This is a genomic window from Nocardia sp. NPDC052316 (assembly GCF_044547795.1).
Taxonomy (GTDB): domain Bacteria; phylum Actinomycetota; class Actinomycetes; order Mycobacteriales; family Mycobacteriaceae; genus Nocardia.
The window spans coordinates 129,771-149,294 of sequence record NZ_JBIUBB010000003.1; the positions used below are offsets into that span (position 1 = coordinate 129,771).

A 19,524-nucleotide genomic window follows, 5' to 3' on the forward strand; every position below is an offset into this window, starting at 1 on the left:
GCCCCTCGGCGCGGGTAGCCAGGACGACATTCAATGGACATGGTGGCGGCGAAGTGTGAGTGGGCCGTCCTCATGACCCCTCGATCATGAACGATCTAGCCGACCAAGCGGGGGAAGGGGTTTTCGGCTTCGAGGAGGTAGGCGAGTTCGAGAAGGGTGCGTTCATTGCCTCGGGTGCCGGCGAATTGGACGCCGATGGGCAGGCCGGACGGGCTGAGACCGGCGGGGAAGGTGATCGAGGGGGTGCCGGTGATGTTGTTGATCGGCGTGAACGACACGTAGGTGCGCAGGCGGTGGAGCAGTTCGTCGAACGGCACTGTGGGACTGAGGTAGCCGAGCTCGGGGGTTTCGTGGCCGAGGGTGGGCAGCAGGACCGCGTCGTACGGTCCGAGGGCGCGCTCGTAGGTGGCGGCCGCGGCGCGTAGCCGGTACAGGGTCAGCGGGAGGCGCCACGCGGCGCGCAGGAAGTGGCGGCGTAGGCCGAGGGTGAGGTCGTCGAGGCGGCCCGCGTCGAAGCTGCGGTCGGCGATCTTGCCGGTCGAGGCGACGAAGGTGGCGAGCAGACCCCAATAGTGCAGAAACGCCGACTCCAGTGCCGCGTCGAACGGCAACGGCACCGGCTCGACCCGGTGGCCATGGGATTCCAGGGTGGCAGCGACCTTTTCGACACCCGACCGAATCGGACCCGCGGGCACCGGACCGCCCACGTTCTCCAGCAACAGCGCGATGCGCAGCGGCTTGGACCCCGGGCCCTCGACGTAGCCGATCGGCGGTAAGGCCGGATTGCGCCAGAACTCTTCCGCCGCAGCGGTATACGCCGCAGTGTCCCGCACCGTCCTGGTCAGCACGCCTTCGCTCACGATATTGATCGGCAGCTTGCGCGCCATCGCCGAGTCGATGTGGCGACCCCGACTCGGCTTCAGCCCGACCAACCCGGCGCAGGCCGCCGGTATCCGAATGGACCCGCCGCCGTCGTTGCCGTGCGCGATCGGCACCACGCCCGCGGCGACCAGCGCGGCCGACCCGCCGGACGAACCGCCCACCGAATAGCCGGTGTGCCAAGGGTTTCGGGTCGGCGGGGCGAACGGCGGCTCGGTGGTGGCGTTGAACCCGAACTCGGGCAGCGTGCTCTTGCCGAGCACCGTCAGGCCGGTGCTGAGGAATTGGCGGGCATACCCACCGTGCTCCCGCGCGGGCTTGCCCCGGAAAGCCTGGGTGCCATGGTTGCTCGGCATTCCGACGATATCTGCGTTGTCCTTCACGAACGTCGGTACGCCGTAGAGCCTGCCGGTCGGTTCGGCGGGCAGCAGCGGCTGCTCGTAACTCTCGTACGCGACGGCCGCCAACTCCGCGACCGCGCGCGCCCGGCCCGCCGCCGCCGCGGCCAGCTCGCCCGGGCTGCGTTCCCCGCCCCGCACCAGCTCGGCCAGCGCGACCGCGTCGTGCTCGCCGAGCGCGTCGTCGGCGAAGGAGTGGATGCGGGTGGTCTGCGCGTCAGCGGTCACCCCACGAATCTAGCCACGCGCGGGCACCGGGTCGACCGTCCAAGTGGCGGCCGTCACCCGCAGGTCGGCCGTCTACGGTGGAGCGGCAACCCACTCGACGACCAGGAAGGAAGTAGATGGTTTCGTCGGTCTCCGACCCGGTGCCGCCGCAGGGGCGGATCGGCGCCCTGCTGTTCGCGCTTCCGCCTGCGGGCCGACGGTGGAGTCCCGGCCTGCGGTCCGCGCTGGCGTTCGCGTTGCCCGCCGCGGTGGTCGTGGCGCTGGGGCAGCCGGAGCACGCGCTGTTCGTGCTGTTCGGCGCGTTCGCGGTGATGTACGGGGAGCGCAGGGCGTATCGCATGCGGGCAGGCGTGGTGCTCACCGCGGGCCTCGCGCTGCTCGCGTGCTGCGGCGTCGGTGCCCTGCTCGGCCACGGGCTCGCAGGCGGACTCGGCGCCTCGCTGCTGACGGTGTCCCTGCTGACGATCGTCGCGGTCGTCGCCGTCTACGCGATCGACGCCTTGCGGCTCGGTCCGCCGGGCGCGCTGCTGTTCGTGATCGCCTGTGGCGGCGCGATGATGGCCGCCGAGGCGGGCATCACGACGACAGCGCTGTTGTCCTGCACCGCCTTCGGCGTCGGCGCGTCGGTGCTGGCCTCGATGGCGGGCGTGCTGCGCGATCGGCGCAAGCCCGAACGGGTCGCCGTCGAGGCAGCGATCAACGCCGTCGATGCTTACCTCTCGGCGCGGGCAGCAGGCCGGCCGGCCATCGATCTGCGGCACCAGGCGGGCGGCGCGGTCGCGGAGGCGTGGGCGGCGGTCTACGACGCGGGCCTGCCGAGCCGAGAACCGAATTCGGAGCTGCTGGCCGAACTGGTGGCGGCCCGCCGCCGGCTCGCCGGTCCTGCCTACGACGACAGCAACGAGTTGGTGGTCGACCCGCTGATCTCGTTCGTGCGCCCCGGTGTCTGGTTCCGGCTGCGCCGCGCGCTGACGTTCGATTCGCACCCCACCATCAGCGCCTTCCGGGTCGGCGTCGCCTGCCTGGCCGCAGGCGGACTCAGCGCGCTGCTCGGCCAGCCGCGCCCGCACTGGGCGGTGTTCACCGCGCTGATGGTGCTGCAGATCGGCCCCGACCGGGTGCGCGGCAAGGTGCGCGGCATCCACCGATTCGTAGGCACGATCGTCGGCCTGGCGCTGTTCGGGGTGGTGCATCAGCTCGCGTTCACCGGCTACGCCCTCATCGCGCTGGTGGCCGCGCTGCTGTTCTGCATGGAGCTGTTCGTGCCACGCAATTACGCGCTGGCCGCGATCTTCATCACACCCATCGCGCTGCTCGCGGTGGGCAGTACCCCCGACGGCGCCGTCGCGCCACTGATCCGCGACCGCTTCATCGAGACCGTGCTCGGCGTCGGCATCGCGGTGCTCGTCCCGCACGTCGTCGTCCCGCGCGCGCACCGGCGCACCTTCCGCTGGATCCAGCTTCGGGTGGGTGCGGTCGCTCGCGACCTGCTGGAACTGTCGCGCACCGAGCCGGCCGGTGCCCGCGCGGTCGCGCTGACTCAGCAGTTGCAGTTCGAACTTGTCGGCGTCGCACGCAGCGGAGTCGACTCGGCCACCGAGGAACCCGCGTGGACCGCCGAGCACTGGCCGGCGCACGCCGCCACCGCCCACCTCGGCTACGACCTGCTCGCGGCCTACTGGGAGCTGCCACCCGGCGCGCTGCTGGCCGACCCGGACCGCTGGGTCGCCGAATTCGATGCGTTGACGCCGGTTTCCACCCATCCCTAGCGAGTGCTTACTCCTGCTAGCGTTCGAGCATGCAGGACAGTGTGACAGTGCGAATGGCCGCGCCCGCCGACAAGATCTGGGAGCTGGTCAGCGATATCACCAATACCGGGCGCTTCAGCCCGGAGACCTTCGCCGCCGAATGGCTCGGTGGCGCTACCGGACCCGCCGTCGGGGTGAAGTTCCGCGGCCACGTCAACCGCAACGGCTGGGGTCTGAAGTATTGGACGGTGTGCCGGATCGACGCCGCCGAGCCGGGGCGTGAATTCGCCTTCACGGTGCTCGGCCCCGGCAACATGCCGATAAATACGTGGCGCTATCGGTTCGAGCCGGTCGACGGCGGCACCGACGTCACCGAGTCGTTCCAGCTGCACAGCAACCCGGTCTTGCGGGTGTATTGGCTGCTGGCCGGTCGGGCGCGCCGTAAGACGAACGTCAACGGGATGCGGGAAACGTTGAACCGCATCAAGGCCGTCGTCGAACAGGCGTAACCGGCGTCAGTTCACGCAGGGGACCGTGCTGCCGATCGTCGTGGTGATCGGCTTGCCCGTGTCCGGGGCTGGCTCGCTCGGGGTGGTAGGCGTGACCGTCGTCGGCGCGGTCGACGTGGCCGAGCGCGTGGCCAATTCGTCGGGCATGGTGAAGTCGCTGCCGAGGACAACCTGGATGTGTCCCGGCGCGACGCTCGCTGCGGCGGTCGCCGTGAGTCCGCCGAGGGTTTCGGCCAATTGGGTGGCGTCCGCCTCGGCGCCGGTGCCGTAGGTCACCGTGGTCGTGGTGGTGGCACTGCCGCGGTTGCCGACCGTGCCCTCGCGATAGCCGCGGGCGGTCAGCGCGGTGGACAGCTGGCCTGCCATTCCGGCCACGCTGCCCGCGTTCAGCACGTCGACCGTGCTCGTCGGCGGGCGCGCCGGGGTGGTGCTCGGCGTCTCGACCCCGAACGCGGACCGCACCTCCTTCTTGATCGCGGCCGGATCGATGATGTTGACGTCCTGGCCGTTGATCGTGTCGTAGCGCAGCACCGGCAGCGTCCGGAACTCGACCGCGATCGAGCCGGCGGCGCCGAGACTGCTGGCGAAGTCGAGCAGATCCCAGCCGTCGGAGAGCACCACGTCCTGGTGCGCCACCTTCATCAGCTCGTTGAGCTTGCCCAGATTGGTCAGCGTTCCGGAGTCCTTGAGCGACTTGGCGACCGAGGTGAGGTAAGCCTGCTGCCTGCGCGTCCGGTCGAGGTCGCCGTTCTCCAGGTTGTGGCGCTGCCGGACGAAGGCGAGGGCTTCGGAACCGTTGAGGTGCTGCGGCCCGGCGGGGAACACGGCGCCGGAGTAGTAGCTGTCGTCGACGGCCTTGTTCAGGCACACGTCGACACCGCCGAGCGCCTCGGCCAGGTGATAGAAGCCGGCCAGGGCTACCTCGGCGAACCGGTCGATCGGCACACCGGTCAGGTTGCGGACCGTGGACACGATGGACGCCCGGCCCGCTTCCCGCCCCGCGCGTTCCAGGGTGAGCTGGTCTTTTTCACCGTTCGCAATCAGTTTGGCTTCCGTGGCCGCCTTCTTGAGCCCGTACGCCTCCTTGATCTTGATTTTGTCGTAGCCCGGGATGCCGGACACCGACACGTAGCTGTCGCGCGGGATGGAGAACGCGACGATCTTGCGCATATCCGCAGGAACGTGCAGCAGGATCAGCGAGTTCGCGTTGTAGCCGCCGTCGTCGCTGTCGCCCGCATGCAGCTGGTCGAGGATGTCCTTCGGCAAGTCCTTGCCGTTCTGGTCTTTTCGGCTGTCCAACCCGATCAGCAGGATGTTGAGGTCGCCGCCCAGCGAATGCGGTGCGTCGGCGCCGATCGCGTCGGAGCGGTTGAACCCGTTGTTGAAGTCGACCTTGGCCGACCAGGCGAAGCCGGTACCGGAGAGCACCGCGAAGGCGGTGACCGAGACCAGGACCCGCACCGCGTTCTTCGCCACGCTCCGGGACCGGTGCGGGGGTGCGGCTACCCGGCGGGCTTTCGGGGCGGCGCGGCGGTGCCGTGCGCGGCGCGCGGGCGGATCGGTGACCCTGGCGAACTCGACGGTGTCGTCGTCGCTCATCGCTGCGGACGCTCGATCCAGCGCAGCGGCGGCGGGGTCCATCGTCGTGGACTCTGTGCCTTCCGCCTTCTTCGGCACTCGTGCCACGGGTTGTTCCTCGCCGTCTCGATCCCTGTCCGACTCAGTCGAGAGTACGCACGCGCGCGTAATACCCAGATCATCGCGGGTTATGTAGCGGTGAACGCGGTTAGGCTCGAGCCCATGTCTGCTCCCGTGCTTCTCGTGCTCGGCGCCGGTCCCGGTGTCGGATTGGCCGTCGCCCGACTCTTCGCCCGCGACGATTACGCAGTGTTCCTGGCCTGCCGGCTGCCCGAGGAGGCCGAGCCGCTCGCCGCGCAGTTACGCGGGGAGGGTTTCGACGCGGAGGGCGTCGGTGTCGATCTGTCCGATCCGGCCGACGTGACCCGCGTGGTGACCGAGGTGGGGGAGCAGCACGGCCGGATCGACGTGCTGCATTTCAACCCGAGCATGTTCCGGCACGCGGACCCGTTGCAGCTGTCGGTGCCGGAGCTGATCGAGGACTTCACCATCGGCGCCGCCGCGCTACTGCCCGCGGTCCAGGCTGCGCTGCCGTTCTTCGCCGAGGGCGCGCGGGTGCTGGTCACCGGGAGCGCCGCGGCGGACAAGCCATGGAATCAGGCCGCGTCGCTCGGCGTGCAGAAGGCGGCGGTCCGCAACCTGGTCACCAGCTTGGATACCACGTTGGCGCCCAAGGGTATCCGGGCCGTCGCGGTGCAGATCAACGGCGTGCTCGGCGAGGGAGCGTTCACCAGGGACCGGGTCGCCGAGGCACTGCACGCCGCCGCGGTCCGCCCCCTCGACGAATGGACACCGCACACGTCCTATGACGGCTGAGCGGACCTGATGCGGCAGGATCGCCGCGAACTCGACCGGCATGTGCGCAGATTCACGTGTTCGTGATAGACCGCCCAGGCGACCGGCTCGCGCGATGGCAGCGACCCGACCGACGGTCAGGCCAGCGCGCGGGCTGCTGCGGTAATGGCCTCGGCCGCCCGGTCCACGTCGGCGTTGGTGGTGCGCCAGTTGCTGAACGCGGCACGCAGCGCTGGTTGCTCCTCGTAAACGGTTGGCGTCACAAAGGTTTCGCCGGTCTCGGCGATGGCAGCGGTGAGTGCGTCGATCCGCTCGGCGGTAGCCCGGTCGGCCAGCGTGAAGCAGACGACATTGAGGCGGACCGGCGCGACGATCCGCAGCAGACCGGTCTCGGCGAGCCGCTCGGCGAGGATGTTCGCGCAGGAGATGTTGCGCCGCACGATGTCCTGGTGGCCGTCGCGGCCGTACGCGGTCAGCGAGAACCAGGCGGCGAGCGCCCGCAGCCGCCGCGAGTTCTCCGGGACCAGATGCCCGAAATCCGGGGTGCCGGTGGGCGCGGTCAGATATGCGGCGGAGTTCAAGAAGACGCGCAGTTGCAGATCGCGGTGCCGGGTGAACTGGACCGCCGCGTCATACGGCACATTGAGCCACTTGTGCAGGTCGACGCAGACCGAATCCGCCGCGTCGAGTCCGTCGACCAGCGCGGCGTGCTCCGGTGAGAGCGCCGCGAACGCGCCGAACGCGCCGTCCACGTGTAGCCAGAACGGATAACGGTGGCGCAGTGCGGCAATCGCGCGCAGGTCGTCGAAGTCGACGGTGTTCACGGTGCCCGCGTTGGCCACCACAATGGCCGGTCGGCCATCCAGCGCCGCGAGCGCGTCGCCGAGCCGGGCCACGTCGACGGCTTCCCGGCCGGGCAGGGTCGGCACCAATTGCACACTGGCGCGGCCGATTCCGAGCATGGACAGTGATTTGACGATGCTCGAGTGCGGCGTCCCCGAGAGCACGTGCACCGGTCCGAGCGCGCCGACGCCGGCGTCCGCCACCGAGATTCCGCGCTGCTCGCCCAGCCACTCCCGCGCGATCGCCAGGCCGACGAAGTTCGACATGGTCGCCCCGCTGACGAAGGCCCCGGTGTGCTGGTCCAGCCCGAACAGGCGCCCGATCCAGTCGACGGTCTGTCGTTCGAGCTCGACGGCCGTGGAGTCCTCGCCCGACATCGCGTTCTGATCGAGCACCCCGGTGAGCCAGTCGCCCGCGATCGAGGCCGGGGTGGCGCCGCCGGTGACGAAGCCGAAGTAGCGCGGTCCCGCGCTGCCGGAGAAGCCAGGCTCCCACCGTTCGCGGAACAGCGCGAGCGCCCGGTGCAGGCCGATACCGTGCTCCGGAAGGTCTTCGAGCGCTACCGCTTTCGGTGCGCGCGCGACCGGTCTGGTGTCGATGCCGGTCAGCAAATCCGTCGCCGACGCGCGCACCGCGTCCAGCAGTGCGGGTAGTTCGGCCAGGTCGTTGGCGAGGTTTTCGTCCACCCCGCCGACGCTACGAGCCGGGCACCCGTCTTGTCGGGAGCCAGTCCGAAGGTGCTGGCCTTGCCGCTACCTCAGCGCGCTGCCCTGCAGCCACTGCTCCCACGGCACGCCCCAGTCGCCGTTCTGCCAGACCTCGAGCGGCGCGCCGCCGGTATTGCGCACCTCGACCACATCGCCGGGGACCGAGAATTCGTAGAACCAGCGCGCGTGCTCCGGGCTGAGATTCAGGCAGCCGTGCGAGGTGTTGGTGTTGCCCTGCGCCCACATGGTCGAGGCGAGTTCGTGCAGGTAGATGCCGTCGGTGCTGATCCTGGTCGCCCAGTTGATGGTTTCCTTGTAGCCAAGGCGCGAGTTGACCGGCAGCCCGAAGGTGGAGGAGTCCATGATCACCGGGTTGGCCTTGCTCATCACCGTGTAGACGCCGGGCTGGGTCCAGAACGTGATCGTCTTGCCGCCCACGGTCTCGCTGCCGCCCATGCCCATCGAGGTCGGCATGGAGCGGACGAGCTTGCCGTTCTCGTAGACCTGGACCTGCTTGGTGTTGTCGTCGGCGATGGACACGTGCGAGGCACCGATGGTGAACGACGCCTTGCTGTCCTCCTGGCCGTACAGGCCGTTGCCGAGATCGACGGCGTAGATGTTCGCCGCGACATTCACCTTCGTGCCCGGCGGGTAGTACTCGCGCGGCCGCCAGTGCGCGCGGCGATTGTCGAGCCAGTACCACGAGCCCTCGAGCTGCGGGGTGGTGGTCACCGACAGCCGTTTTTCGGCCAGCGCCCGGTCCGGGACGTCCTCGTCGAAGTGGGCGACGATGACGGCGCCGACGCCGTAGGTGCCGCCGTCGAGCAGCCCGCCGCCGGTGTTCTCGAAGTAGACCTTGGTCTGGTTGTTCGGCGTCAGCGTGCTGAACGTCGAGGTCTGCGGGCCGCTGCGGCCGGTGATCGTGAGACTCTCGGCGGTGATGGTGTAGGTGTGGCCGTAGCCGAGCGGTTCGGTGGGTTTCCACGCGGTCTTGTCCGGCGTCAGGATGCCCTCGATTTGTTTGCCCTGCTCGTTGGTCATGCTGACCGAGGTCAGCATGCCGTCGCCCGCGCTGACCTGGACCGGTGCGGTCGGGTCGATGTCCTTCGCGCCCTGCGCCGGGCTGAAGGAGATCGCGGGCGGCGCGGGGTCGGCCGATCCCGGCTGCTTCGACTCCGACCCTGAACAACCGGCAACCACCAGTGCGATGACCAGGATGACAATCCCGGCCACGCTGGATCGGAAGCGGCGACTCGACATGATTTCTCCTGTGTTCGCCGTGCGCTTCCCGCTGCGCACCTCTCTCGACTTTTGTCCCGTTCAGAAGTTTACCGGCCCGCGTGCGGCGCACTTCTGGTCGGGCGCGAGGGTGTCCAGCTCGTCCGATATGCGCTGATCGGCTGATCGGTTGGCGCGATATTTACGGTAACCGTCGTTGACGACACTTGTTTGCTCATGATTTGCTGGCTCAGCATTGAGCGATCAACCAGCACGATAGGAAGGCTTGTGATGATCAGCATGACAACCGCTCCGCTGGACCGCAGACGTGCCGGCAACCGGAGTGCAGGCGCCGCGGGACTTCCCGACGCGGCTGTCGAACGCGCCGCGCTCGAACGCTTCTACGAGCTGATCTTCCTGCAGGACCACGAACAGGTCCTCGACCTGGTCGCCGACGATGTGCGGTTCCACGCACCGTGGCAGCCACCCGGCCTGCCCACCCTCATCGAGGGGCGCGCCGAGTTGCACGAGAGCATGCTGTGGTGGAGCACCGAACTATGGAGCCCGGGCAGCCTGTCGCGCATCACCGTCCGTCCGTTCGCCACCGCGCACGCTTGGCTCGCCGAGGTCGAGGGTGAATTCACCGCGCTGGAGAGCCAACGCCTCTATCACGCGATGGTGCTCAGCGAGGTCCGCTTCGACGGCGGCGCGATCGCCGAGGTGCGCCAGTACCACAACACGCTGAACCAGATCATCGCGTTGGGTGCCGACGTGCCGGGGATCAACGTGCCCGGCTACGGCGTCGGCTCGAACCGCGGCCATGACGAGGCCGTCGCCTGATCCACCACGGGTCGCAGATCCAGCAACTGTTCGAAGAAGCCGCCGATGTTGTGCGCGCGATCCACCAGGTGAATCTCCAGAATCCAGTGGCAGATCCGGCCTTTCGGATCGAGACGGCGCATCGGCACGGTCGAGCCCGCCGCCACGTACGAGGTGAGCTCGGTGCCCGAGATCTGCTTGTGCGGGAACTCGCCCACCAGATGCCCCGCGATTTCCGCGGTCAGTTCCCAGCCTTGCTCGGCGGCCTGGCCGGACACGTAGGCATACAGCTGGTCGCCGGTGATGTCGGGGTTGGCCTCGAAGTAGGCGCGGCCCTGCTCCCAGAGCGGTTCCAGCGCGTCCCGCAGGGCCAGCTTGGCCGGATCGTCGCCCAGCACGAAGGTGCGCCCGAAATCGGCTTCCCATTCGGCGAAGATCGGTCCGAAGTCCAGGAAACAGATGTCGTCCGCGCCGATCTCGCGGTCCGGCGGGTTCGCGCTGTACGGCTCCAGGGTGTTGCTGCCGGACCGCACGATCCGCTTGTGCCAGTACCGTCGCGTCCCGAACATCTCATCGGCGAGATCGCGCACCGCGTCGCTCACCGCTGATTCGCGCATCCCCGGCGCGATGATGCCCCGGCGGACCACTTCGTCGAACAGCGCGACCGCCTTGGCCTCCGCCGCCAGCAGGGCGGAGACCCGCTCCGCCTCGGCCACATCCACCGTCTCCATGACTCGACCCTAGATCATCTGGTCACGACCGGTTTCCGTGCGGATTCGCCGGGTACGGCGATAGCGGGACGACAAAGGAGGTATGGCACATGGCCATCGATCAGGAAACCGGCGCGATCACCGGCACCAAAGACAAGGACTACAACCTCATCTGGTTTACCGAACAGTGCCTGAGCAACGCCCTGCGCATGGAGCTCTACGCGCAGGACGCCGAACGCGACGGCGACACCGAGCTCGGCGAATTCTTCCGCCGCGCCCAGCGCGAAAGCCAGAAGGGCGGCGAACAAGGCAAGGCCCTGCTGGCCAAGCGCCTTGGCTGACCACCGAACAAGACATGCCGCGAACCCCGCCGAGGCGGACAATTCGCGGCATGCCGCTGTTGACCCAAAGCTTGGTCGCCGCCGAAAGTTTCACCCACGCAACGCAGCCCGTGATCGCCACGGGCGACGGTCTGATTCTTCGGTCGTGGACGGCCGATGACGCGCAGGATGTCCTGGAGGCTTTCGCGGATCCGCTGATCCGGCGCTGGCATGTCCGCAGCGCCGACTCCCTCGCCGAGGTTCGCGCATGGATCGACACCTGGGTCAGGGCATGGAGCGCCGGTGTCGCCGCCCATTGGGCGGTAGCCGAGATCGGCACCGGTCGGCTCGTCGGACGAGCTTCGTTGAAGAACTTGGAGCTGGAGGGCGGGCAGGCCGAGGTCGCCTACTGGACGGTGCCCGCCGCCCGCGGCCGGGCTGTTACGCCGCGGGCGATATCCGCGCTCACCGCTTGGGCTTTCGAGACCGGCTTTCATCGCTTGGAGCTGACCCACTCGGTGGCGAACCAACGGTCGTGTCGGGTGGCGGCCAAGCTCGGCTATGCCCTGGAGGGCACGAAGCGGAGCGCGGGGTTGCACGTGGATGGCTGGCACGATATGCACTTGCATGCTCGGATCAATGGCGGGTATTCGGCGGGCATGAGTGGAGCAGAGAAGGATCGGACGACGGCTGAGGTGCAGGAGGGGGAGGCGGACTTCGCGGGCGAGCATTCGAAGCCGACGCATGCGGAGGAGCATCCGAAGGGGGCGGAGTTGGAGACCGATGAGTCGACGCCGGACGGGCACGCCGGAATGGATGGTTAGACGCGGCGGATCCTGGCCTGCCAGGCCACCAGATCGATAATGTTGCCCTCCTGCAGGGCGAGGTCGGGTCGCTGTTCCAGTGCGGGTCGGGTGACCCGGCCGCGGTACTGCGACGGCTGGAGGTCTTCCAGTTCCCAACCCTCGCTGAATGATTCGCGAATGATGGAGTCGCTGATCTGCGGCCCGAAACCGGGGCCGGCGTCGGACAGTGCGAGGATATTGACCAGTCCGCCCGGCTTGCACAGTGCGTGCAGGCTGCGCACGTATGCCGCGCGTGCTTCTGGTTCGGTACCGAAGACGTGGAACAGAGCGCTGTCCACGATGGTGTCGAAAGTCGGTGGGGCCTCGGCAGTACCGAACGCGATGGCGTCGGCGACCTCGAACCGGGCAGCCGGAACATCTTGGGCGGCGGCATTCGTGCGGGCGAACTCGACCGCGCTGGGGGACAGATCGATACCGAGCACGTCGTAGCCCAGCTTCGTCAGCAGGATCGTGTGTTCACCTGCCCCGCAACCGGGATCGAGCACCCGGCCGCGGATCCAGCCGTCGCGCTCCAGCGCGACGATCGCGGGCTGCGGTTCACCGATCACCCAGGGGGCACTGTCGTTGTCGTACGCGGCATTCCAGAATTCGGCAGGACTGGTCATACCCACGATGATCAACCCTGAACACGGGTTGAGGTCAATGACCGGCGCCGTGACTCGGTACCGCCGGATGCCCGGTGCCACTCGATCCGCAGCCGAAACAGCAGGCCGGAAACAGGATCGAGCGCACCGGGCGGCGCGGTGTCAGGCGACGGCGACCAAACGCGCGGCGTTCGCGGTCTCGTCGTCGGCGGCCTGGTTGGCGGCCAGCTCGGCTTCGACGCGGTCCCGGTAGCGGCTGAGCTCGCGCTCCGCGTCGGCGGCGTCCCAGCCGAGCCGGGCACCGATCAGGAAGGCCACCTCGGGCGCGGCGAGCAGACCGCGGTCCGACGCCTCGATGGAGATCCGGGTACGCCGGGTGAGCACATCGTCGAGATGCAGTGCGCCCTCGTGCGTTACCGCGTAGACGACCTCGGCGGCGAGGTACTCCTCGGCACCCGCCAGCGGCTCGCCCAGCGCCGGATCCTCGGCGATCAGCTCGAACAGGTCGTGCACGGCGGAGCCGTAGCGCCCGAGCAGATGCTCGACGGTGGCCTTCGACAGCCCGGTGCGCTGTGCGAGGCTGTCGAGGTCGGCGGCCATCTCCTGGTAGCCGACCGCGCCGAGCAGCGGCAGTTTCTCGGTCACCGACGGGGCGACGGCCCGGCCAAGACCCTGCACGGCGGCGTCCACCACGTCGGCCGCCATCACCCGGTAGGTGGTGTACTTGCCGCCCGCGATCACGAACAGACCCGGAACCGGTTCCGCCACAGCGTGTTCGCGCGACAGCTTCGCGGTATCACTGGACGCGCCGGAGACCAGCGGCCGCAGCCCGGCGTAGGTGCCGACGATGTCGTCGCGGGTCAGCGGATCCCGCAGCACCGCGTTGACGTGATCGAGGATGTACTGCACGTCGGCGTTGCTCGCGGCCGGATGATCCTTGTCCAGCGACCAATCCGTGTCGGTGGTGCCGATGATCCAGTGCTGGTGCCACGGGATCACGAACAGCACGCTCTTCTCGGTGCGCATGATCAGCCCGGTGTCCAGGTCGAGCCGCTCGCGCGGAACCAGGATGTGCACGCCCTTGGAAGTGCGCACGTGGAACGGGAATTCGACTCCGGTCATCCGGTTCATCTCGTCGGTCCAGACGCCGGTCGCGCTGATCACCCGGCGGGCCCGCACCTGGTATTCGCGCCCGGTCTCCAGATCGGTGACCTGCGCGCCGATTACCCGCTCACCGTCGCGCAGCAGCCCGGTGACCTTGGTGCGGGTGAGCACGGTCGCGCCGTGCTGGGCCGCGGTGCGGGCGATCGTCATGGTGTGCCGCGCGTCGTCGACCTGTGCGTCGAAGTAGCGGATGGCGCCGGTCATCGAGTCTTCCCGCAGCGCGGGCGCCAATTCCAGTGCGCGCGTGCGGGTCAGGTGCCGGTGCATGGGCAGCGCCCGGGCGCCGCCGATGGTGTCGTACAGGGCGACGCCCGCGCCGATGTACGCGCGTTCCCAGACCCGGTGTTGCAGCGGCAGCAGGAACGACACCGGGCGCACCAGGTGCGGCGCCAGCTTGTTCAGCAGCAGGCCGCGTTCCTTCAAAGCCTCACGCACCAGCCAGAAGTCGAGCTGTTCGAGATACCGCAGCCCACCGTGGATGAGCTTGCTGGAGCGGCTCGACGTGCCCGCCGCGAAGTCCCTGGCCTCCACCATGGTGACGCTCAGGCCGCGCGAGGCCGCGTCCAGTGCCGCGCCCGCGCCGACCACGCCGCCGCCGATCACCAGCACGTCGATCTCGTTGTCGCCTAGTGCCTCGACCGCGGTGGCGCGGTAGGTGGGGTCTAATCGTGCTGACATGAATCTCTCCTTGTTGCAGTGATATTCGCGTCGGCGACTCAGTCGTCTACGTCTATCCAGTCGAGGGTGCGCGACACGGCCTTCTGCCAGCGGGCGTAGCCGCGTGCGCGTTGCTCCTCGGTTCCGGTGGGGTTCCAGCGCTTGTCTTCGTGCCAGTTCTGCACGAGTTCGTCGGTGTTGCTCCAGAATCCGACGGCCAGTCCGGCCGCGTAGGCGGCGCCGAGCGCGGTGGTCTCCGCGACCACCGGCCGCGACACCGGCACGCCGAGGAAGTCGGCCTGCAGCTGCATGCACAGCTCGTTGGCGGTGACGCCGCCGTCCACCCGCAGCACGTCGAGCTGCACGCCGGAGTCGGCCTGCATGGCCTCGACCACGTCGCGGGTCTGGTAGCAAATGGACTCCAGCGTCGCCCGCGCCAGATGGGCGTTGGTGCTGAAGCGGGACAGCCCGACGATGGCGCCGCGCGCGTCGGAGCGCCAGTACGGCGCGAACAGTCCGGAGAACGCGGGCACGAAGTACACGCCACCGTTGTCGTCGACCTGCCTGGCCAGCGATTCGCTTTGCGACGCACCGGAAATGATGCCGAGCTGATCGCGCAGCCACTGCACCGCCGAACCGGTCACCGCGATCGAGCCTTCGAGCGCGTACACCGGCTTGTCGTCACCGAACTGGTAAGCGACCGTGGTGAGCAGCCCGTGCTGCGACCGCACGATCTCGGTACCGGTGTTGAGCAGCAGGAAGTTGCCGGTGCCGTAGGTGTTCTTCGCCTCGCCCGGCCGGAAACACACCTGGCCGACCGTGGCCGCCTGCTGGTCGCCGAGCACACCGGCCAGCGGCACCTCACCGCCGAAAGGCCCGTCGGCCCTGGTCTTTCCGAACAGTTCGGGGTTCGACGACGGCGCGATAGTCGGCAGCATCGAGCGCGGAATGCCGAAGATGGACAGCAGTTCGTCGTCCCAGTCGGAGGTTTCCAGGTTCATCAGCATGGTGCGGCTGGCATTGGTCGGATCGGTGACGTGCACGCCGCCGTCCACCCCGCCGGTCAGGTTCCACAGCAGCCAGCTGTCGGTGGTCCCGAAGATCGCCTCGCCGCGCTCGGCCGCCTCGGCGACGCCGGGCACGTTGTCCAGGATCCAGCGCAGCTTGCCGCCGGAAAAGTAAGTGGCAGGCGGCAATCCGGCCTTGTGCCGAATGGTGTCGCCGTGGCCCGCGCGCTCGAGTTCGGCGGCGATGCGGTCGGTGCGGGTGTCCTGCCAGACGATGGCGTTGCAGTACGGACGCCCGGTACGCCTGCTCCACACCACGGTGGTTTCGCGCTGATTGGTCACGCCGACCGCGGCCAGATCGCTCGCGTCGAGATCGGCCTTGGTGAGGGTGCTCTGGATGACCGCCCTGGTGCGTTCCCAGATCTCGGTCGGATCGTGCTCCACCCAGCCCGCCTGCGGCAGGATCTGCTGGTGTTCGAGCTGGTGGCGAGCGATCTCGTTGCCGTTGTGATCGAACACCATGAAGCGCGTGCTCGTGGTGCCCTGGTCGATGGCGCCGACATACTGGCTCATCGTGGTCCTTTCGAAGAAAAACTAACTGAGAGAAGAAGGAGATTCAGAAAAGGACCTGCGAGGCCAGCCCCGCGAGCACGCCGCCCGCCAGCGGACCGAGGATCGGGACCCAGGCGTAGCTCCAGTCGGAGCTCTTGCGATTGGGACCGGGGGACCCGGTGTGTTCGGGCAGTCGTTCGGCGGAGGATCCACCGACACCCGCACCCGCGGGCTCCCGAACCGGCGCGGCGGCGACACCTTTACTGACCGGCAGCAGCGCGTGCGCGAGCCGAGGCCCGAGATCACGAGCCGGGTTGATGGCGTACCCCGTCGGCCCGCCGAGCGAGGCGCCGATACCGACCACCAGCAACGCCGCAGCGAGCGGGCCGAGCCCGGTCGCGGTGTGGCCGATGGACAGCAGCACCAGCACGAGCGCGAAGGTGGCGATCACCTCGGTGGCGAAGTTCCAGCGCAGCCCGCGGATGGCGGGACCGGTGGCGAACACACCCAGCTTCTTCGCCTCGTCGGTCTCCTCGTCGAAGTGCCGCTTGTAGGCGACGTAGGCCAGATTCGCGCCGACGAACGCGCCGACCAGCTGCCCGGCGACGTAGGCGATGGTGGTGGCGGCCGTGATGTCGATGTCGGGGGCGTATTGATCGGCGCCGCTGAACAGCACGCCGATGGTGTAAGCGGGATTGAGGTGGCCGCCGGATTTATAGGCGACGTACACCCCGGCGAGTACGCCGAAACCCCAGCCGAAGTTGATCAGTAACCAGCCACCGTCGAATCCCTTGGATTTGGTCAGCAACACATTCGCGACCACGCCGACACCGAGTAGCACCAGCATTCCCGTGCCGAGTGCTTCACTCAGGAAGATCGAGCCGAAGTTCACCGTTGAGTCTCCGTTCGCCCTGCGGCCGCCGATGCGACCCTGCGGACCTCGACGTTACGACCGGATCGAGGAACCGGACATAGGGCACGTTCGACAATGCTGAACGGTCGGGGTGGTTGTGGGTGGCCGCTGCCGCTACTGTCGGGCGCCCGAGGGCGTCGACATGACGCACGTCACACTGGTGCGCCGCGTGTGTTGCTCGCCGTTCACCATATGTTCGACATTGTCGAATCGAGAGGTTAGGTTTCGGTTCATGCCCGGTCCGATCCAATCGATCGAACGAGCGGCGGCCATTCTGCGGCTGCTCGCCCGCGGCGCGGGCCGCTTGGGTGTCGGGGAGATCGCCGGCGCGCTCGACCTCGCCAAACCCACCGCGCACGGCATCCTGCGCACCCTGCAGGGCGTGGGGTTCGTCGAACAGGACGCGGCGACCGGCAAGTATCAGCTGGGCGCGGCGCTGCTGCATCTCGGCACCAGCTATCTCGACGCCAATGAGCTGCGCTCGCGGGCCATCAACTGGGCCGACGCGCTGGCGGCGCGCACCGGCGAGGCGGTCCGCATCGGCGCGCCGGTCGACGGCAGCGTGGTGGTCGTGCACCACGTCTTCCGACCGGACAACACCGAACAGGCGCTCGAGCTCGGTGAATTGCTGCCGCCGCACGCGACCGCACTCGGCAAGGTGCTGCTGGCCTTCGACGCGGAACTCGCGGCGACGGTGCGCGCGGGCGAGCTGGCCTCGCTCACCCGCCGCACCATCGTCGACCGTCCCGCACTCAATCGGGCGCTCGCCGCGGTGCGGCAGGCGGGCTGGGCGGGGGACACCGAGGAATTCCGGCCCGGCGAAGCGGGCATCGCGGCACCTATCCGCGCGCACGGCGGACTCGTGGTGGGCGCCATCGGCATCAGCGGACCGGTCGACCGGCTCTGCGACCCGCAGTTGCGGCACCGTCCCGCGCTCATCGGCCTGGTGCGCGACGCCGCGCACGCGGTCTCGCGGGATCTCGGCGCCGGACACTGACCACACCTACATATGGCACGAGAGGACACGGATGACGCAGCGGTTTGTGCTCGCGATCGACCAGGGCACCACCTCCACCAGGTGCATCCTGTTCGATCAGCGCGCACGCCTGGTCGGGGTGGCGCAGCGCGAGCACCAGCAGCACTATCCGCGGCCGGGCTGGGTCGAGCAGGACGCGATGGAGATCTGGCGCAACGTGGACCGGATCGTGCCGCAGGCGCTGCGCGACTCCGGTATCACCGCCGATCAGGTCGCCGCCCTCGGCATCGCGAACCAGCGGGAGACCACGGTGGTGTGGGATCGCCGCACCGGCACGCCGATCCGGCGGGCCATCGTCTGGCAGGACACGCGCACCGAGGAATTGGTCCGTGACTTCGAGGAAAAGCCTGGCGCGCAACGCATTCGAGAGATCTGCGGGCTGCCGCTTGCCACCTATTTCGCCGCGCCCCGGCTGCGCTGGCTGCTGGATACCATTCCGGCCCTGCGTGAGCGGGCCGAACGCGGTGAGGTGCTATTCGGCACCATGGAAACCTGGCTGATCTGGAATCTGACCGGCGGCGTTGACGGCGGGCTGCATCTGACCGATGTCACCAATGCCAGCCGCACCCTGCTGATGAACCTCACCACGCTGACCTGGGACGCGGAGCTGCTGCGCTTCTTCGAGATCCCCGCGGCCATGCTGCCGCGCATCCAGCCTTCGACGGCGTCCTACGGCACGACCCGCCGGGTGGTGCCCGGTATCCCGATCGCCGCCGCCCTCGGCGACCAGCACGCCGCGCTGTTCGGCCAAACCTGTTTCGCGCGTGGGGAAACCAAGTGCACGTACGGCACCGGTGGCTTCCTGATGATGAACACCGGCCGCGAACTGGTGCAGTCCTCACACGGTCTGCTCACCACCATCGGCTACCAGATCGGCGACGAACAGCCGGTGTACGCGCTGGAGGGGCCGATCGCGGTGACCGGCTCGCTGGTGCAGTGGGTGCGCGACAACATCGGCCTGGTGACCAGCGCACCGGAGATCGAAACCCTCGCTCGCACAGTGCAAGACAACGGCGGCTGCTACATCGTGCCCGCGTTCTCCGGCCTCTACGCGCCGCACTGGCGCAGTGACGCCCGCGGCCTGATCGCCGGCCTGACCTCCTATATCACCAAGGGCCACATCGCCCGTGCCGTCCTGGAGGCGACCGCGTGGCAGACCCGCGAGGTGGTCGACGCCATGAACGCCGACTCCGGTTTACAGGCACGCGCACTGCGCGTCGACGGCGGCATGACGTCGGACAACCTGCTCATGCAGATCGTCGCCGACGTCCTGGACGTGCCCGTCATGCGCCCGTTCAACGCCGAAACCGTCTCGCTCGGTGCGGCTTACGCCGCCGGTCTCGCCGTCGGCTATTGGCCGGATCTGGAGGGCCTGCGCAACAACTGGCGCCTCGCCGCGCAATGGATGCCGCAGATGGATCCGGCGCACCGCGCGGACGAGTACGAGAACTGGCAGCGCGCGGTGCAATTGACCTTCGGCTGGCTGCGCTCGAAACGACATCGGCAGGGAGCCTGACGCGCTGCGTCATCGAGCGCCGCGTCGTCAGAGGTAGATCGGCTCGGGCAGCTCGGGGCACTCGCCGCACCCCGCGTCGTGATCGGTTGCCCAGCAACCGCACGAGCAGTACGCATGGGACTTTCCGTCGGTCGAAACGCACTTGTCGATCGGTCCGGCCATCAGGAACTCGGGCTGCGCCTCCTCGACGACGGAGTCACAGTGCCCTTGGTGACCGCTGCAGTGACAGGCACCGGGACATTTCTTGCGGCAACAGGTGGCTTCGGTGCCGCCGATTCCGCCCTCGGCCTCCCAATCATCCTGCTGCGGTAACAGATTCGTCCCTCGGAAACCGCCGGCCCGGTCGACGGTCCGGTAGACGCGGCCGGTGCGGCCGAGGGACTGTTCCGCCGTGAATCCTGGTGTTCGCATGATGTT

18 protein-coding genes are annotated in these 19,524 nt (G+C 68.4%); 8 read left to right on the top strand and 10 right to left on the bottom strand.

Annotation, left to right across the window (positions count from 1 at the left end):
• Positions 1-95 precede the first annotated feature (95 nt).
• Entirely contained in the window at positions 96-1,505 is a 1,410-nt protein-coding gene (locus tag ACIHA7_RS13370) for an amidase (protein ID WP_397289007.1), read from the bottom strand.
• A 116-nt stretch (positions 1,506-1,621) separates the two neighbouring features.
• Between ACIHA7_RS13370 and ACIHA7_RS13375 the strand changes: the two genes are divergently transcribed.
• Positions 1,622-3,274, top strand: coding sequence for an FUSC family protein (locus ACIHA7_RS13375; protein WP_397289009.1), 1,653 nt, complete (start codon positions 1,622-1,624; stop codon positions 3,272-3,274).
• A gap of 29 nt (positions 3,275-3,303) precedes the next feature.
• Complete coding sequence (locus ACIHA7_RS13380) at positions 3,304-3,762, top strand: SRPBCC family protein (RefSeq protein ID WP_107654568.1); 459 nt, start codon at positions 3,304-3,306, stop codon at positions 3,760-3,762.
• Positions 3,763-3,768: 6 nt separating this feature from the next.
• Here ACIHA7_RS13380 and ACIHA7_RS13385 read toward each other — a convergent pair whose 3' ends face one another.
• Entirely contained in the window at positions 3,769-5,361 is a 1,593-nt protein-coding gene (locus ACIHA7_RS13385) for an LCP family protein (protein ID WP_397290740.1), read from the bottom strand.
• Positions 5,362-5,562: 201 nt separating this feature from the next.
• Between ACIHA7_RS13385 and ACIHA7_RS13390 the strand changes: the two genes are divergently transcribed.
• The gene (locus tag ACIHA7_RS13390) at positions 5,563-6,216 is read left to right on the top strand and encodes an SDR family NAD(P)-dependent oxidoreductase (RefSeq protein ID WP_397289012.1); all 654 of its coding nucleotides are present in this window, start codon (positions 5,563-5,565) and stop codon (positions 6,214-6,216) included.
• 116 nt (positions 6,217-6,332) lie between these two features.
• Here ACIHA7_RS13390 and ACIHA7_RS13395 read toward each other — a convergent pair whose 3' ends face one another.
• Entirely contained in the window at positions 6,333-7,724 is a 1,392-nt protein-coding gene (locus tag ACIHA7_RS13395; RefSeq protein ID WP_397289014.1) for a pyridoxal phosphate-dependent decarboxylase family protein, read from the bottom strand.
• 66 nt (positions 7,725-7,790) lie between these two features.
• The gene (locus tag ACIHA7_RS13400) at positions 7,791-9,005 is read right to left on the bottom strand and encodes an Ig-like domain-containing protein (protein ID WP_397289016.1); all 1,215 of its coding nucleotides are present in this window, start codon (positions 9,003-9,005) and stop codon (positions 7,791-7,793) included.
• A 249-nt stretch (positions 9,006-9,254) separates the two neighbouring features.
• Between ACIHA7_RS13400 and ACIHA7_RS13405 the strand changes: the two genes are divergently transcribed.
• Positions 9,255-9,803 (top strand): nuclear transport factor 2 family protein, encoded by a 549-nt coding sequence (locus ACIHA7_RS13405; RefSeq protein WP_397289019.1) that lies wholly within the window; start codon positions 9,255-9,257, stop codon positions 9,801-9,803.
• Here ACIHA7_RS13405 and ACIHA7_RS13410 read toward each other — a convergent pair.
• On the bottom strand, positions 9,758-10,504 hold the full coding sequence (locus ACIHA7_RS13410) for a M24 family metallopeptidase (protein WP_397290742.1): 747 nt from the start codon (positions 10,502-10,504) through the stop codon (positions 9,758-9,760). The genes ACIHA7_RS13405 and ACIHA7_RS13410 overlap by 46 nt on opposite strands.
• A 98-nt stretch (positions 10,505-10,602) precedes the next feature.
• Here ACIHA7_RS13410 and ACIHA7_RS13415 point away from each other — a divergent pair, with 98 nt between their 5' ends.
• Together ACIHA7_RS13415 and ACIHA7_RS13420 are read left to right on the top strand one after the other, a co-directional pair.
• Positions 10,603-10,833 carry a hypothetical protein gene (locus ACIHA7_RS13415; protein WP_397289021.1) on the top strand — a complete coding sequence of 77 codons (231 nt, stop codon included), beginning with the start codon at positions 10,603-10,605 and terminating at the stop codon, positions 10,831-10,833.
• 50 nt (positions 10,834-10,883) lie between these two features.
• Positions 10,884-11,636, top strand: a complete 753-nt coding sequence (locus ACIHA7_RS13420; RefSeq protein WP_397289023.1) for a GNAT family N-acetyltransferase — start codon at positions 10,884-10,886, stop codon at positions 11,634-11,636.
• On the opposite strand, the gene ACIHA7_RS13425 is transcribed toward ACIHA7_RS13420, so the two are convergent.
• The 4 genes from ACIHA7_RS13425 to ACIHA7_RS13440 form a co-directional block, all read right to left on the bottom strand.
• Positions 11,633-12,283 (bottom strand): class I SAM-dependent methyltransferase, encoded by a 651-nt coding sequence (locus ACIHA7_RS13425; protein WP_397289025.1) that lies wholly within the window; start codon positions 12,281-12,283, stop codon positions 11,633-11,635. The two genes, ACIHA7_RS13420 and ACIHA7_RS13425, sit on opposite strands and share 4 nt — an antisense overlap.
• 141 nt (positions 12,284-12,424) lie before the next feature.
• A complete protein-coding gene (gene glpD, locus ACIHA7_RS13430) occupies positions 12,425-14,104 on the bottom strand; it encodes a glycerol-3-phosphate dehydrogenase (RefSeq protein WP_397289027.1) in 1,680 nt (559 codons plus the stop codon).
• 38 nt (positions 14,105-14,142) lie between these two features.
• Positions 14,143-15,663 (bottom strand): glycerol kinase GlpK, encoded by a 1,521-nt coding sequence (glpK, locus tag ACIHA7_RS13435; RefSeq protein ID WP_397289029.1) that lies wholly within the window; start codon positions 15,661-15,663, stop codon positions 14,143-14,145.
• 43 nt (positions 15,664-15,706) lie between these two features.
• Positions 15,707-16,534, bottom strand: coding sequence for an MIP/aquaporin family protein (locus ACIHA7_RS13440; RefSeq protein ID WP_397289031.1), 828 nt, complete (start codon positions 16,532-16,534; stop codon positions 15,707-15,709).
• Between the two features lie 253 nt (positions 16,535-16,787).
• On the opposite strand from ACIHA7_RS13440, the gene ACIHA7_RS13445 reads away from it, so the two are divergent.
• Both ACIHA7_RS13445 and glpK (ACIHA7_RS13450) read left to right on the top strand, forming a co-directional pair.
• Positions 16,788-17,552: an IclR family transcriptional regulator gene (locus ACIHA7_RS13445; RefSeq protein WP_397289033.1), complete on the top strand. Its 765-nt coding sequence runs from the start codon at positions 16,788-16,790 to the stop codon at positions 17,550-17,552.
• Positions 17,553-17,583: 31 nt separating this feature from the next.
• On the top strand, positions 17,584-19,107 hold the full coding sequence (gene glpK / locus ACIHA7_RS13450) for a glycerol kinase GlpK (protein WP_397289035.1): 1,524 nt from the start codon (positions 17,584-17,586) through the stop codon (positions 19,105-19,107).
• A gap of 27 nt (positions 19,108-19,134) precedes the next feature.
• On the opposite strand, the gene ACIHA7_RS13455 is transcribed toward glpK (ACIHA7_RS13450), so the two are convergent.
• A complete protein-coding gene (locus ACIHA7_RS13455; protein ID WP_397289037.1) occupies positions 19,135-19,518 on the bottom strand; it encodes a hypothetical protein in 384 nt (127 codons plus the stop codon).
• Positions 19,519-19,524 lie beyond the last annotated feature (6 nt).

Bases quoted from the DNA above. Each gene is read 5' to 3' on its own strand.
- ACIHA7_RS13405 (WP_397289019.1), top strand. From the start codon at position 9,255: ATGATCAGCATGACAACCGCTCCGCTGGACCGCAGACGTGCCGGCAAC.
- ACIHA7_RS13415 (WP_397289021.1), top strand. From the start codon at position 10,603: ATGGCCATCGATCAGGAAACCGGCGCGATCACCGGCACCAAAGACAAG.
- ACIHA7_RS13425 (WP_397289025.1), bottom strand. From the start codon at position 12,283: ATGACCAGTCCTGCCGAATTCTGGAATGCCGCGTACGACAACGACAGT.
- ACIHA7_RS13400 (WP_397289016.1), bottom strand. From the start codon at position 9,005: ATGTCGAGTCGCCGCTTCCGATCCAGCGTGGCCGGGATTGTCATCCTG.
- ACIHA7_RS13390 (WP_397289012.1), top strand. From the start codon at position 5,563: ATGTCTGCTCCCGTGCTTCTCGTGCTCGGCGCCGGTCCCGGTGTCGGA.
- glpK (WP_397289035.1), top strand. From the start codon at position 17,584: ATGACGCAGCGGTTTGTGCTCGCGATCGACCAGGGCACCACCTCCACC.
- ACIHA7_RS13445 (WP_397289033.1), top strand. From the start codon at position 16,788: ATGCCCGGTCCGATCCAATCGATCGAACGAGCGGCGGCCATTCTGCGG.
- glpD (WP_397289027.1), bottom strand. From the start codon at position 14,104: ATGTCAGCACGATTAGACCCCACCTACCGCGCCACCGCGGTCGAGGCA.
- glpK (WP_397289029.1), bottom strand. From the start codon at position 15,663: ATGAGCCAGTATGTCGGCGCCATCGACCAGGGCACCACGAGCACGCGC.
- ACIHA7_RS13385 (WP_397290740.1), bottom strand. From the start codon at position 5,361: ATGAGCGACGACGACACCGTCGAGTTCGCCAGGGTCACCGATCCGCCC.
- ACIHA7_RS13380 (WP_107654568.1), top strand. From the start codon at position 3,304: ATGCAGGACAGTGTGACAGTGCGAATGGCCGCGCCCGCCGACAAGATC.
- ACIHA7_RS13455 (WP_397289037.1), bottom strand. From the start codon at position 19,518: ATGCGAACACCAGGATTCACGGCGGAACAGTCCCTCGGCCGCACCGGC.
- ACIHA7_RS13375 (WP_397289009.1), top strand. From the start codon at position 1,622: ATGGTTTCGTCGGTCTCCGACCCGGTGCCGCCGCAGGGGCGGATCGGC.
- ACIHA7_RS13420 (WP_397289023.1), top strand. From the start codon at position 10,884: ATGCCGCTGTTGACCCAAAGCTTGGTCGCCGCCGAAAGTTTCACCCAC.